We start from the raw sequence: 13490 nt of genomic DNA on the forward strand, positions 1-13490 counted from the left end.
CTCGGGCGACCGGGACCGGTCAGCGGGCGTCGGCGAGAGTGTTGAGCGCGCCGGCCATCTCCTCGGCCCTCGTTGCGGTCACGGTGAATTCGTGTCCCGAGGCCGTGGTCACCACGACGGCAGGCCCGGTGCGCGTGACCAGGCCGTACCGCTTGCCGCCCTCGGCCCGCAGGCCCCAGCCGCCCCAGTCCTGGAACGGGCGGGTCTCGGTGACCTTCGCCCCGACGATCTCGTCGAGGTCGTATCCGAGCGCGTCGGTGGCCAGATTCGACACCCGGATCCCGTCCGCGTCGACCACCACGGTGTAGCGGAGCAGACCCAGCACGAGCAGAGCGACGGGCGCGATCAAACCCAGCGGCCACCAGCTCTGCGTCGCACCGCACACGACGAGCGCGGGGATCAGGACGAGCAGCGACAGTCCCGCCGTCGTGCCCACACCGGTGCCCACCTGCTCGACGATCGGCAGTTCGGCACGACCGCGCGGCAGCGCCGGATCCGGAGCGGCGGTCGCCGCCTTCCGCTCCCGACCGTCGCGCAGGAGCCGTCCCCCGAACCAGCCCACCGCGATACCCACCCACATGCCGAGCACCGCCGGCCAGCCCTCCAACGCGGCCTGCGTGGCGTCGGTCGTGTCGAGCTGCCCCGCGAGACCGGCCAGGAACAGTGCGGTGATCGTGCCGGTGACCCCGAGACCGATCGCGAGCATGTAGCGACGCATGAGCAGTTGCGCCTGCGCGATCGCGGCGATCGCGCAGCACCCTCCCCCGACGAGCACGATCAGCAGGGCGGCGGTCCACGCCGAGGTCATCGGTGACCCGAACGAATCGGGTGTCGTGCCCGACCAGTGCGTGGCGATCTCCTCGGGCAATCGTGGGATCCACGAGCGGGTGAGCACGAGTACGGCCACGGCACACAGCAACGGAACGGCCAGTCCGAGCAGCGCACCGACGGGGTCGACCTGACGCGTCGTCATGGGGGTCAGCCTAGGGTACGGGCCTCCACCGGCGCCGTCCTCGTTCCGCTCTCGTCGAACCATCCGTCGGGTCGCAGGTCGCCACCGAACCGGGGCATGTACTCGGTACACGCGAGTCGCGAGACGAGGCTGCGCCGGCTGTTCACACCGGTCTTGGTGAAGATGTTCTTCAGGTGGTCCTGCACGGTGTACGGGCTGATGAACAACCGACTCGCGATCTCGTTGCGAGACCGTCCGGCGAGCACTTCGACGAGTACCTCCGATTCGCGTGGCGTCAGACCGTAGGCGGCGGTGACCAGGGCGACGACCTCGGGCAGGCGTGCCCGCTCGAAGGTCATGACGACGCGGCCGGTCTCGTCGAAGATCGCGGCGCGCAGTACGAGCCATTCGCCGTCGAGGGTGCGGACACGCACATCCGCGGGCACGGGTCGTGTTCTACGGACCTGACGGGCGATCACATGCGCCGGTCCGGGGCGCCCCCGAGCGGGACTCTCCCAGCCGAGGCGTTCGAAGAAGATCATCGCTGCGGCAGTGACGGAATCGAATTCGTCGTCCGCCCCGATTACCACCACGGCCGGACCCGAGCATTCGCAGGCGGTGCCCTCGACGACCGTGTTCCGTGTTCGTGCGGATGCGTGCCGGATCAACGTGGTGCGGAATCCGTTCGCGATGTCGTCGAGAACGTCGTCGAGCATCGTGAGTTCGGCGTCGGAGAAACCTCGGCCCGACGCGCGGAGCAGATCACCGACACCCCAGCACCGACGGTCTCCGTCCCGGAAGACCAGCTGCACTTCGTGTCTCATGCCCAGATGCGACACGAGTTCGAGATACCGCCTGTTGCCGTATCCCGGTCCGCGGCCGGAGGGTTCTTCGATCCGCCGCACTCCGGACCGGTGCTGCATGAGCGCGTAGAGGCTGTCCGGATCGAGGTCCGGACCGTACTCGAACTCGATCGACAATCGGAGTACCTCGGCTGGGTCGTCGAGGCCGCGGGTGGTGAAGCCGGTGGGAACCCCGACGGCCGGGTCCACGGGTGCGACACAACCACCGTCGTACGGAATGAAAGCGCCGAGCACATCCATCACGAACTCGCGAAACTGCGCCCCGTCCGCAGCCGCGGATGCTGCGTCGTGGATGCCTGCCCTCAACCGCTGTGCAGAGCGCATATCCCGAAGTATCCCCCTCGAATGTGGGATTGAGAACACCTCACGCGGCGACGAGGCTCCATGGACACGGGGACATTCATACGGAAGTCGAGGTACCCGCCATGACCACCACTCACGCCACGCCGTTGTCCGCCGAGGATCTGGAGGTCGTGCATCTGATCCACTCCGCTCTACGCCGGGACACCGAACGTCTCGCCGACTTCGCGCAGAAGTGGCGGACCGCCGATCCCGGCACGCACGATGCGCTGCTCCTCGGCTGGCACGGATTCAGCACCGAACTGCACACGCACCACTCCGTCGAGGACGTCTACGTCTGGCCGTTCATGCGGCCACGCCTCGCACACGATGCGGGGGCGATGGAGGTGCTCGATGCGATGGAGGCCGAACATTCCGTGATCGACCCGGCGTTGGCGGAGATCGAGGCTGTGCTCGACGACCGGGAGACGGCGACCGAGCGGCTCGGCGGTCTGCTCGACGGTCTCGTCACGTCGCTGGGTGCTCACCTCGCGCACGAGGAACGGGACGCCTTCCCGCTGATCGAACAATCCATCACCAAGGAGGAATGGCACGACATCTCGATGCGGGCGTTCGCGCAACTGGACAAGCGCGAGGTCTCCGAAATGCTGCCCTACCTCTTCGATGGAGCACCGAAGGACCGCGTGGCCGTCGTGCTGAAGAGTCTCCCGGTACCGGTGCGGGTGCTCAACCGGTTCTGGTGGACACCGCGCTACGCACGGGAGCGCCGCTGGGCGTGAGGACTGCCGGTGGGAGGACCGTCAGGCGGTCGGCTCGCACGCCCCGCGCAGGCTGCACGCCCCGCACGAGGTACCGCAGCCGGCTGTCTCCTCCGGCTTCGTCGCCGCAGCGACCCGCGCTGCGACGGATCCGCCGGCTCCGGCGGTGATCAGGGCGGCCACCACGGTGACGACGACTGCGATGATCCCGGCGACGGTGGGCAGCGTCAGCGACGCGACACCACCGAGGGCGAGGAGCACCGCGGACCCGAGCATGCTGGGTGCGGCAACCTTGTTGGCCAGGGCGAACGCCTCGTCGTCACGCAGCGCGTCGGGGGTGCGCACACCGGCCCAGCGGTTGCGCGGGAGCTTGCCGGTCAGTGCCGCGACACCCACCGCGCCGACGACGAGAGCGAGCACGAAGAGCAGGACAGCGACGATGAGCACCCGACCAGGATACGCGGCCGGTGGTGCCACCGGTCTGCGCGGGTGCGGGCACGTTCTACCCTGGTGGGAGCACTCACACGCCCGGCCGAGTAGATAGTGATCACCGTGACCCGTCCCGAACAGACCTCCCAGCACGAACCCGGCAGCACTCCGCAGCATCGGTACACCGCCGAGCTCGCGGGGCGGATCGAGCAGCGCTGGCAGGAGCTCTGGCGCGAGCGCGGCACCTTCCACGCCCCCAATCCGGTGGGCGATCTCGCCGGCGAGGTGCCCTCCGACAAGCTGTTCGTGCAGGACATGTTCCCGTACCCCTCGGGCTCGGGCCTGCACGTGGGGCACCCGCTCGGGTACATCGCCACCGACGTGTATGCGCGCTTCAACCGCATGCAGGGCCGCAACGTGCTGCACACCCTCGGCTACGACGCCTTCGGTCTGCCGGCCGAGCAGTACGCCGTGCAGACGGGCACGCACCCGCGCACGACCACCGAGGCCAACATCGGGAACATGAAGCGGCAGCTCTCCCGGCTCGGTCTCGGGCACGACGAGCGTCGCTCGGTCGCGACGACCGACGTCGACTTCTACCGCTGGACGCAGTGGATCTTCCTGACGATCTACAACGCCTGGTACGACCGCGAGGCCGGCCGGGCGCGTCGCATCTCCGAACTCGAGGCCGAATTCGCCGACGGCACGCGTCGTCTCGAGGACGGACGCGACTGGGCGTCGCTGTCGGAGGGTGAGCGCGCCGACGTCATCGACTCGTACCGCTTGGTCTACCGGTCGGATTCGCTCGTCAACTGGTGCCCGGGTCTGGGCACGGTGCTCGCCAACGAGGAGGTCACGGCCGACGGCCGCTCCGAGCGCGGCAACTTCCCGGTCTTCCGGAAGAACCTGCGCCAGTGGATGATGCGGATCACCGCCTACTCCGACCGCCTGATCGACGATCTCGAGCATCTGGACTGGACCGACAAGGTCAAGTCCATGCAGCGCAACTGGATCGGGCGCTCGCACGGCGCCCAGGTGAAGTTCGCCGTCGCCGACCACGATTCGGCGATCGAGGTGTTCACCACCCGGCCCGACACCCTGTTCGGTGCCAGCTACGTGACCCTCGCTCCCGAGCACGAACTCGTCGACCGGATCGTCGCCGCGTCCTGGCCCGAGGGCGTCGACCAGCGCTGGACCGGTGGCGCCGCCGATCCGGCTGCCGCGGTCGCGGCCTACCGCGCGTCGATCGCCGCGAAGTCCGATCTCGAGCGGCAGGAGTCGAAGGAGAAGACCGGTGTCTTCCTCGGCGCCTACGCCGTGAACCCGGTCAACGGCGAGCGACTGCCGATCTTCATCGCCGACTACGTCCTCACCGGCTACGGTACCGGCGCGATCATGGCCGTTCCCGGCCACGACCAGCGCGACTGGGAGTTCGCGACCGCCTTCGGTCTGCCCATCCGCGAGGTCATCTCCGGCGGCGACGTCACCGCCGAGGCGTACACCGGCGACGGTGTGCTGGTGAACTCCGGCCTGCTCGACGGTCTCGACGTCGCCGAGGCGAAGAAGACGATCGTCGCGAAGCTCGAGGCGGACGGCGCCGGACGCGGCACCATCCAGTACAAGCTGCGCGACTGGCTGTTCGCGCGGCAGCGGTACTGGGGCGAGCCCTTCCCGATCGTCTACGACGAGCAGGGACGCGCCCATGCTCTGCCCGAATCCGCTCTGCCCGTGGAACTTCCCGAGGTGGAGGATTACGCGCCGGTCTCCTTCGATCCGGACGACGCCGATTCCGAACCGTCCCCGCCGCTCGCGAAGGCGGTGGATTGGATGAACGTCGAGCTCGATCTCGGCGACGGCCTGAAGCGCTACACGCGCGACACCAACGTGATGCCGCAGTGGGCCGGCAGCTCGTGGTACCAGCTGCGCTACATCGACCCCACCAACTCGGAAGCCTTCTGTGACAAGGAGAACGAGGCGTACTGGACCGGCCCGCGGCCGGAACTGCACGGCCCGAACGACCCGGGTGGCGTCGATCTCTACGTCGGCGGTGTCGAGCACGCGGTGCTGCACCTGCTGTACGCGCGGTTCTGGCACAAGGTGCTCTTCGACCTCGGGTACGTCACCTCCTCGGAGCCGTACCGTCGCCTGTTCAACCAGGGTTACATCCAGGCCTACGCCTACACCGACTCGCGCGGCGTGTATGTGCCGGCCGAGGAGGTCGTCGAGCGCGACGGCACGTTCTACTGGACCGGCCCGGACGGTGAGCAGGAGGTCGCTCGCGAGTACGGGAAGATGGGCAAGTCGCTCAAGAACTCCGTCAGCCCCGACCAGATCTTCGACGAGTACGGCGCCGACACCCTGCGCGTCTACGAGATGTCGATGGGCCCGCTCGACCAGTCGCGTCCGTGGGCGACCAAGGACGTCGTCGGCGCGCACCGCTTCCTGCAGCGCGTGTGGCGTCTCGTCGTCGAGGAGGAGGGTGGCGCGCTGCGCGTCACCGACGACACCCCCGGCGACGACACGCTGCGGGCGCTCAACAAGACGGTCGCGGGTGTGTCGGACGACTTCACCCACCTGCGCGACAACACGGCGATCGCCAAGCTCATCGAGTACACGAACCACCTGACGAAGCAGTACCCGTCGGGTGCGCCGCGCGGCGCCGTCGAACCGCTCGTGCTCATGCTCGGCCCGGTCGCCCCGCACCTCGCCGAGGAGATGTGGTCGCGTCTCGGACACACCGAATCGCTTGCGCACGGCCCGTTCCCGGTCGCCGACGAGAAGTGGCTCGTCGAGGACAGCGTCGAGTACCCGATCCAGGTCAACGGCAAGGTGCGCAGCCGCATCACCGTCCCGGCCGACGCCGCACCCCACGCGATCGAGGCCGCCGCGCTCGTGGACGAGAAGATCGCCGACCTGCTCGGCGGTGCCGCACCGCGCAAGGTGATCGTGGTTCCCGGCAAGATGGTCAATGTCGTGAAGTAGCAACCGCTTACGACGGACGAGACCCCGGTGCACAGGATGCACCGGGGTCTCGTCGACTACAACCGGGATCAGGGGTGCTTGTGTTCGATCTTCTCGAACTCGGCGACCTCGCCCGCATCGTGCGCGCGCTCCTCCGCTTCCTTCGCCTCGAGTTGCTTGGCGACGGCATCCTTGAGGGAGACCTTGGCGGGCTCGGCGGCCTCCTGCTCGGCCTTGCGGATGCGCTCCTCGTCCTTCTTCTTCGCGGTCTCGGCGGCCTGGCGCTTCGCGGCGGCCTCCTGGTCGGCCTTCGCGGTCTCGGCGGCCTTCTTCTGCTCGGCCTCCTTCTCCGCCTGCTTCGCGCGTTCCTGCGCACGCTCCCGGGCCTGCTCGACTTCGTTCTCGCGGTCGCGTCGCGCGGCTTCCTGCTGGGCAGCGGCACGTTCACGCGTTCGACGGAGTTCGGCGTCTGCCGCGCGCTTCTCGGCTGCGGCCTGCGCGTCGAGTTTCTCCGCGCGCTTCACCGCCTCGGCGCGTTCGGTGGCGAGCGCCCCGCGGGTGGCGATCTCCTGGTCGTCGAGCACGCTGCCGACGATGCCGTCCAGCATGCCCAGCCCCCGCTCGTACATCAGGCGCGGCGGGGCGTCGGTGGGCAGGAACCGCAACTGCTGCTCGATCAATCCCAGCGGGAAGCGGGCGATCTTGTACTGCAGTCGCAGAACGCTCTTGGGCAGAGTGGCGAGGTTCATGGGCGCATCTCCAACTTCGATGGGGGTACAGCTCCGGTAGGGAATGTCGGTGGTGTTCGTCAGCGATCCGGCTCGTCGGTCAGCGTGCGTTCGAGGGCTTCGGCCTTGCGGCGTTCTTCTTCGGCCTGGAGGCGTGCACGTTCGGCGTCGTGGGAGGCTCGTCGGTGGTCCTCGTCGGCGGCCGCGACCTCTGCGGCGGCATCCGTGACCTGCTCGTTCTCCTCGCGACGTGCCTGTTGTTCGGCGGCTGTGGCCTCACGGGCGGCATCGGATCGCCCTCGGACGATGTTCTCCTGATGTTCGAGGTCGGCGGCCTGTTTGCGGACCCGTGCCTCCCGCTCGGCCTGCGACTCGACGGCGTCGGTCCGCTGCTGCACGGCCTCGCGTTCCTGTTGTCCGGCCTCGCGGACGGCGTCGAGCTGTTCGACCGCCTCGTCGCTCTCGGCCTCGGCCATGTGCGAGAGGGTGTCGGCCTTCCTGGTCTGCCGAGCCTGCTCCTGCTCGAGACGGCCTTCGGTGGTGAGGGAGTCGTTGCCGGTCAGAGCGCCGGCGACCTCCTTCGCCTTACCGACCACGGTCTGCTTCAACCCGAGGCGTGCCTTGTCGGCCGGACCGGGGCGAGCCCTGTCGGATGCACCAGGGCGTGCCCTGTCGGATGTGTTGTCTTCGACCACGGTCATCTCCTTCCGTACGGGACACGAAGGGGACGGCCCCCATGGCTTGGGGTAGCCAGACGCGGTCGGCTTCAATCCTCGAGAGTCTCGAGAGGGTGGATGTGCGCGCCGACGAAGTCGACGACATCGCCCAGGACCTCGTCCCGATTCGTCTCGTTGAAGATCTCGTGCCGCGCTTCGGGATAGGTCTTCGACGACGCCCCGCGACCTGCCAGCGACGACCATCCGGTGGCGGTGCCGTCGAGGGGAACCAGTCGATCGTCCTCGCCGTGCAACCACAACACGGGCACGTCGTCGACGGCACCGGCGGCGGTGATCGTGTCGATGCAGGTCTTCAGCGCCTGCACGGTGGTGCGCTTGAACGGGCCGTGCCAGACGAGCGGGTCGGCCACGTAGGCGCGACCCACCTCGGGATCACGGGAGAGGGTGGACGGATCGATGGGGGTATCGGGGATCTCCTCGGCCGTGAGCAGGGCGTCGACGGCCGCCCACCTGCCGAGGACCGGGCCGGACAGGACGACCGCGGCCAGTTCCGAGCCGTATCGCTGCGCGTACCGGGCGGCGATCATGCCACCCATCGAGTGTCCGACGAGCACGACCGGCAGGTCGGGATGCTCGCGTCGCGCCGTGAGATCGAGCAGACGGAAATCGTCGACCACCTTCTCGAAGTCGTCGATCAGGACGCGTTCGCCGTCGCTGAGACCGTGACCGATGTGGTCCACCGCGTAGACGGCGGCGCCGTCGGCGACGAGGTGCGCGGCCACATACTCGTAGCGTCCGCAGTGCTCGCCGTAACCGTGGCACAACAACGCCACGTAGCGCGGGGCCTCGCCGACCCACGTGCGGGCTGCGAGAGCACCGGCGTGTCCGTCGAGGGTGAAGGCGACAGCGTCGATCATCGGGTCTCCGATCGTTCCGGGTGATGGCGATGTCATCGTCCTCCGGCGCGGGGGTCTTCCGAGTGGGAATCGCGAGTGCATCCGCGGATCCGGCCCACTACCGTCGAATTGAAACGTGTTCCCGATTCGAACGAAGGAGACCCCATGGCACCGAGTCGGGACGCGATCCGCACCACCGTCGAGAACTACGTGAAGTCCGTGGCCTCCGGCACCGTCGACGATGTCCTCGCGCTGTACGCACCGGGCGCTACGGTCGAGGATCCGGTCGGCACGCCGGTCCGCGCCACCGAGGCCGAGATCCGCGAGTTCTACGGAGTGGTCGAACCGCTCGCGCAGACCGGTGAGGTGATAACCCTCAAGATCGCGGAGAACAACGCCGCTTTCGTGTTCCGCCTGGTCACGCACCTGGGTGAGCAGGATCTGGTCATGGAGGTCGTCGACGTGATGACCTTCGACGACGACGCGAGGATCACGAGCATGAGGGCGTTCTGGAGCCAGGAGGACATGCAGACCGTCCCCGCCTCCTGATGGACAGCCTCATCGTCGAGGTCGATGGTTTCACGTGGAACATCGACGATCGGGGCGACGGACCCGCGGTCGTCATGTGCCACGGCTTCCCCGGCCTGGGGTATAGCTACCGGCACCAGTTCGCGCCGCTCGTCGACGCCGGATACCGTGCCGTCGCCCCCGACATGCCCGGCTACGGCCGAACCGGCCGGCCCCGGGAGGCCGAGGAGTACACGAACGTCGCGATTTCCAATCGCCTCGTCCGACTGCTCGACGTCCTCGGGATCGACAGCGCGGTCGTCGTCGGTCACGACTTCGGTGCGCCCGTCGCATGGACGACGGCGCTGCGACATCCGGACCGCGTCGCCGGTCCGGCGGATACCGCTATCGCGACGTATGGTCGCATCCGTCCGAGAGACGCGGATATCTCGACGTGCTGCACACCGCTCCCGAGTTGCCGTGGGATTGGCTCACCGACGACGAACTCGCCCATTACGCGTCCGAGTTCGCCCGCACCGGATTCGGCGGAGGTCTGTCCTGGTATCGCGCCTACGACGCGAACTGGGAGGCGTCGCGTCCCTACGAGGGCGCGAAGGTGCAGGTACCGACGCTGTTCGTGGCCGGCGACCGGGATCCCGTCATCACGATGTCGGGGTCGTCGGCGCTCGAACGGATGCGTGCCTTCGTCCCCGATATGCGCGGTGTCCACCTGCTCGAGGGCGCGGGGCATTTCGTGCAGATGGAACGTCGCGACGAGGTGAACAACCTCCTCCTGCGTTTCCTCTCCGGATCCGGATACCGACGAGAACCGCCGAACAACACTTTCACCGGCGATCATCGACCTAGCATGACGGCGTGGCCAGCGACACGGTTCGTGGATTCGGTCTGGCACTCGCCCTGACGGCACTGGTGGCGGGTGCCTGCTCGTCGGGCAGTTCGGTCGAGACGACGACGCCCGTGCAACTGCATGTCGCCACCGCGCAGGACGACCCGTGGACGCCGCGTCTCGTGCCGCCGCAGGTGCCGGTCGCGGTGCCGCCAGCTCCCCCCGAAGTCGTCGAGGAAGGCGGTGATCCGGTCACCGCGACCGCCGGGACCCCGGCCGTTTCCGGTGATCGGCCGGCGCTCTACGGGGGCAGTCTCGACCGGCCCCTGTGCGATCGCGAAGGGCTCATCCGTCATCTGGAGGAGGATCCCGCCAAGGCCGAAGCGTGGCGCGGTGTCCTCGGCGTGCCCGACATCCGCGGCTACACCGACACCCTCACGGCGGTCCTGTTGCGCGCCGACACCCGGGTGACCATGCACGAATACCGCGACGGTGCGGCGCGGCCCGTGCAGTCGCTGCTCGAACGCGGCACGATCGTCCTCGTCGACGAACTCGGTGTTCCGCGCGTGCGGTGCGTGCGCGGCAATCCGCTGTCCGCGCCGGTGCTCACCGGAAACGACGAACTCGAAGGTCCGAAATGGCCCGGACTGAACGCCGAGCGGATGTTCGTCGTCCAGCCCGCCGCGACTGCCGTGCGGGAGTTGGAGGTCATCGACATCACGACCGGCGCGATGGTCCCCGTGCCGGTCGGTGAGGCCCTGCCGAAAACCATGGCTCCGGCCGCACCGGAGACCACGGAGGAAACCCGCCCGGAGACCGAGGCGCTGCAGGTACCCGTTCCTGCACCGCGGCGCGATCCGGTGCCGGAAGCCGCGGCACCACCACCGCCTCCTCCCCCGGAACCGTCGCCTCCGCCTCCCCCCGCTCCGGAACCGCCGCCACCGCCACCGCCGCCGGCTCCGGAACCCGCTCCGGCACCGGCACCCCCGCCGGCGCCGCGGGCTCCCGCGCCGCCGCCTCCGCAGATCCAGATACAAATTCCGGGCGCTCCCCCGGTCGTGATCCCCCTGCCGTTCTGAGCCGCCTGCCGTTCTGAGCCGCCTGCCGTTCTGAGCCGTCAGCTCTTTCGAGTCGTCAGCGAGGACGCAGAACGACCTCGGTGGGGTGGGCGTCGACCGGCGCCTCGACGACCTGCCGCACCGCACGCGCCACCGTGCCGGGGCTGAGGAACTGCGACGGGTCGTACTCGCGGCCCTCCGACGCGACGATCGCGCGCTGCATGTCCGTGTCGATCCGGCCCGGGTGGATCGAGGTGACCCGCAGTGCGGGTTCCTCCTCGCGCAGCGCGTCGCCGAACGCCCGCAGTGCGAACTTGCTCGCGGCGTAGGCACCCCACCCGGGGCGAACGCGCAGACCCGCCCCCGAGTTGATGAGCACCACGTGGCCGTTCGCGGTCCGCAGGGCCGGTAGCAACACCTGCGTCAGGGCGACGACGGCGACGACGTTCGCCTCGAACGTCTCGCGCCACTGCCGGGGCTCGCTGTCGGCGATCGTGCCCAGTTCGGCGACGCCCGCGTTGTGGACGAGCACGTCGAGCCGATCGATGTCGGCGGCGGCCGCGGCGACGGCGACGTGATCGAGCAGGTCCACGGGCCACGGCGTGGCGTCGGGCAGTTCCTCGAGGATCGCATCGAGCGACTCGCGACGTCGTCCGCCGAGGAGCAGATCGTGGGTGGGAGCGAGTTCCTGGGCGATCGCGGCGCCGAGACCGCGACCCCCTCCGGTGACGAGAGCTGTGGGGCGCATGATCACGAGCCTAGGAAGCAGACGGTGGGGCGGCCACCGCACCGTGCTCGAGACCGGCCAGGATCTCGGCGAGCCGGTCGTCCGGAGGGGTCTCCACCGCCGGGTCGCGCGGGAACCGGAGTTCGAGGAACGCCTTGGGTCGCGACAGCACGTACTCGCGCGCCAGATTCCTCAGCCGCGTGCGCAGTCGCACGTCGTTCGCGGCGCGGACTCCGGCGATGTCGATGCCCGCCCGCCGGCACAACGCCACTGCGCGCGGAAGGTGGAAGGCCTGGGTCGTGATCAGCGCCTGCCGCACGCCGTAGGTGGCCACCGCACGCCGGGCGGTGTCGTAGGTGTCGAGACCGTACGGGTCGGCGACGATCCGTTCCCGGTTCACACCCTGCTCGACGAGATACGCGATCATCGCCTCGATCTCGTCGCCCGAGGTTCCGGCCCCGTCGCCCGAGACGAGCACGGCTTGCACCCGTCCCCGTGCCATCAACGCGACCGCGACGTCGAGGCGGCTGCGGAGCACCCGCATCGGACGGCCCTCGTGCACCCGCGCGCCCGGCACGATCACCACCGGGGCGGTCGGCGCGCCGTCCACCTCGTACATGAGGTCCTTCGCTTCGGACGCCACGCGGGCGGAGACGAGTGTCAGCGCGGACACCGCACCGACGACCAGTGCGGAGACCGCACCGAGGGGGGACGACGACCGGACGGATTCGAGCATGCGTCCCAGATTACGGACGCCCGGCGGCCACAATGGAGGGGTGGACCCCGTCGACGCACTCCGCGAAGTCGCCTTCTGGCTCGAACGCGAACACGCCGACACCTACCGTGTGCAGGCCTATCGACGCGCGGCGGAGGTGCTCGCCGAGGTGAGCGACCACAAGCGGGAGGTTCTGCGGAAGACCGACTCGTGGACCGATCTACCGGGCGTCGGAAAGAAGACCGCGACGGTCGTCCGGGAGTCGTTCGACAACGTGCCCGCCTATCTCGAGCAGTTACGCGAGGAGGCCGACCCGATCGGGCGCGGCGGCCGCGACCTGCTCGAGTCCCTGCGCGGCGACCTGCACACCCACTCGAACTGGTCCGACGGCGGCAGTCCGATCGACGAGATGCACCGCGTCGCGTCGACGATGATCGGGCACGAGTACTTCGCCCTCACCGACCACTCCCCTCGCCTGAAGGTCGCGAACGGGCTCACCGCGGAGCGGTTGCGCTCGCAGCTCGCCGTCGTCGCGGAGATCAACGAGAACGACAGTGGTTCAAGGATTCTCACGGGTATCGAGGTCGATATCCTCGACGACGGGTCGCTCGACCAGGACGAGGGGCTGCTCGCCGAACTCGACGTCGTCGTCGCGAGCGTGCACTCGAACTTGCGGGCCGACCGGTCGGCGATGACGAAACGCATGCTGCGTGCGGCGGCGAATCCCCACGTCGACGTCCTCGGGCACTGCACCGGCCGGCTCGTCGCCGGGGGGCGCGGAAACCGTCCCGAGTCGAAGTTCGACGCCGAGAAGGTCTTCGCCGCATGTCGCGACCACGACACCGCCGTCGAGATCAACTGCCGGCCCGAACGCCGCGACCCGCCGTCGCGTCTCATCGACCTCGCGCTCGAGACGGGCTGCCTGTTCTCCATCGACACCGATGCGCACGCACCCGGGCAGCTCGACTGGCTCGGGTACGGTTGCGAACGTGCCGTCGAGCGGGGTGTCGAACCCGAACAGGTGATCAACACCTGGGAGATCGACGACCTGCTGGCGTGGGCCGACAGGTAG

The 13490-nt window shown here is 68.9% G+C and carries 13 protein-coding genes and 1 pseudogene; 6 read left to right on the forward strand and 8 right to left on the reverse strand.

Annotated features, from left to right (window positions below; all coding sequences use genetic code 11):
- Positions 1–19 precede the first annotated feature (19 nt).
- Both BLV31_RS02605 and BLV31_RS02610 read right to left on the reverse strand, forming a co-directional pair.
- Complete coding sequence (locus BLV31_RS02605; protein WP_006550880.1) at positions 20–973, reverse strand: DUF1648 domain-containing protein; 954 nt, start codon at positions 971–973, stop codon at positions 20–22.
- A 5-nt stretch (positions 974–978) separates the two neighbouring features.
- Positions 979–2139: a helix-turn-helix transcriptional regulator gene (locus BLV31_RS02610; RefSeq protein WP_037217368.1), complete on the reverse strand. Its 1161-nt coding sequence runs from the start codon at positions 2137–2139 to the stop codon at positions 979–981.
- 101 nt (positions 2140–2240) lie between these two features.
- On the opposite strand from BLV31_RS02610, the gene BLV31_RS02615 reads away from it, so the two are divergent.
- On the forward strand, positions 2241–2894 hold the full coding sequence (locus BLV31_RS02615) for a hemerythrin domain-containing protein (protein WP_033098061.1): 654 nt from the start codon (positions 2241–2243) through the stop codon (positions 2892–2894).
- Positions 2895–2915: 21 nt separating this feature from the next.
- Here the strand turns inward: BLV31_RS02615 and BLV31_RS02620 are convergent, their stop codons facing one another.
- Positions 2916–3320: an SdpI family protein gene (locus tag BLV31_RS02620; protein WP_016691037.1), complete on the reverse strand. Its 405-nt coding sequence runs from the start codon at positions 3318–3320 to the stop codon at positions 2916–2918.
- A 96-nt stretch (positions 3321–3416) separates the two neighbouring features.
- Between BLV31_RS02620 and leuS the strand changes: the two genes are divergently transcribed.
- The gene (leuS, locus tag BLV31_RS02625; RefSeq protein ID WP_064061394.1) at positions 3417–6284 is read left to right on the forward strand and encodes a leucine--tRNA ligase; all 2868 of its coding nucleotides are present in this window, start codon (positions 3417–3419) and stop codon (positions 6282–6284) included.
- 68 nt (positions 6285–6352) lie between these two features.
- On the opposite strand, the gene BLV31_RS02630 is transcribed toward leuS, so the two are convergent.
- The 3 genes from BLV31_RS02630 to BLV31_RS02640 form a co-directional block, all read right to left on the reverse strand.
- Positions 6353–7012 carry a hypothetical protein gene (locus BLV31_RS02630; RefSeq protein WP_019290499.1) on the reverse strand — a complete coding sequence of 220 codons (660 nt, stop codon included), beginning with the start codon at positions 7010–7012 and terminating at the stop codon, positions 6353–6355.
- A 59-nt stretch (positions 7013–7071) separates the two neighbouring features.
- Positions 7072–7692, reverse strand: coding sequence for a general stress protein CsbD (locus tag BLV31_RS02635; protein ID WP_033098059.1), 621 nt, complete (start codon positions 7690–7692; stop codon positions 7072–7074).
- A gap of 65 nt (positions 7693–7757) precedes the next feature.
- Positions 7758–8585 (reverse strand): alpha/beta hydrolase, encoded by an 828-nt coding sequence (locus BLV31_RS02640; RefSeq protein WP_019290501.1) that lies wholly within the window; start codon positions 8583–8585, stop codon positions 7758–7760.
- 144 nt (positions 8586–8729) lie between these two features.
- Between BLV31_RS02640 and BLV31_RS02645 the strand changes: the two genes are divergently transcribed.
- The 3 genes and pseudogenes from BLV31_RS02645 to BLV31_RS02655 all read left to right on the forward strand — a co-directional run bounded on the left by BLV31_RS02645 (position 8730) and on the right by BLV31_RS02655 (position 10997).
- Positions 8730–9113 (forward strand): nuclear transport factor 2 family protein, encoded by a 384-nt coding sequence (locus BLV31_RS02645; RefSeq protein ID WP_006550872.1) that lies wholly within the window; start codon positions 8730–8732, stop codon positions 9111–9113.
- Positions 9113–9993: pseudogene (locus BLV31_RS02650) on the forward strand (alpha/beta fold hydrolase). Before BLV31_RS02645 ends, BLV31_RS02650 begins: the two are co-directional and overlap by 1 nt.
- Entirely contained in the window at positions 9948–10997 is a 1050-nt protein-coding gene (locus BLV31_RS02655) for a DUF6777 domain-containing protein (protein WP_072740462.1), read from the forward strand. The pseudogene BLV31_RS02650 and the gene BLV31_RS02655 overlap by 46 nt, the downstream one beginning before the upstream one ends.
- A 55-nt stretch (positions 10998–11052) precedes the next feature.
- Here BLV31_RS02655 and BLV31_RS02660 read toward each other — a convergent pair whose 3' ends face one another.
- On the reverse strand, positions 11053–11724 hold the full coding sequence (locus BLV31_RS02660; protein ID WP_037217432.1) for an SDR family oxidoreductase: 672 nt from the start codon (positions 11722–11724) through the stop codon (positions 11053–11055).
- A gap of 10 nt (positions 11725–11734) precedes the next feature.
- Positions 11735–12439 (reverse strand): SanA/YdcF family protein, encoded by a 705-nt coding sequence (locus tag BLV31_RS02665; protein ID WP_064060757.1) that lies wholly within the window; start codon positions 12437–12439, stop codon positions 11735–11737.
- A 40-nt stretch (positions 12440–12479) separates the two neighbouring features.
- On the opposite strand from BLV31_RS02665, the gene BLV31_RS02670 reads away from it, so the two are divergent.
- On the forward strand, positions 12480–13490 hold the full coding sequence (locus tag BLV31_RS02670; protein ID WP_064060756.1) for a PHP domain-containing protein: 1011 nt from the start codon (positions 12480–12482) through the stop codon (positions 13488–13490).

Origin of the sequence: Rhodococcus pyridinivorans, from assembly GCF_900105195.1 — a bacterium.
Lineage (GTDB): Bacteria > Actinomycetota > Actinomycetes > Mycobacteriales > Mycobacteriaceae > Rhodococcus > Rhodococcus pyridinivorans.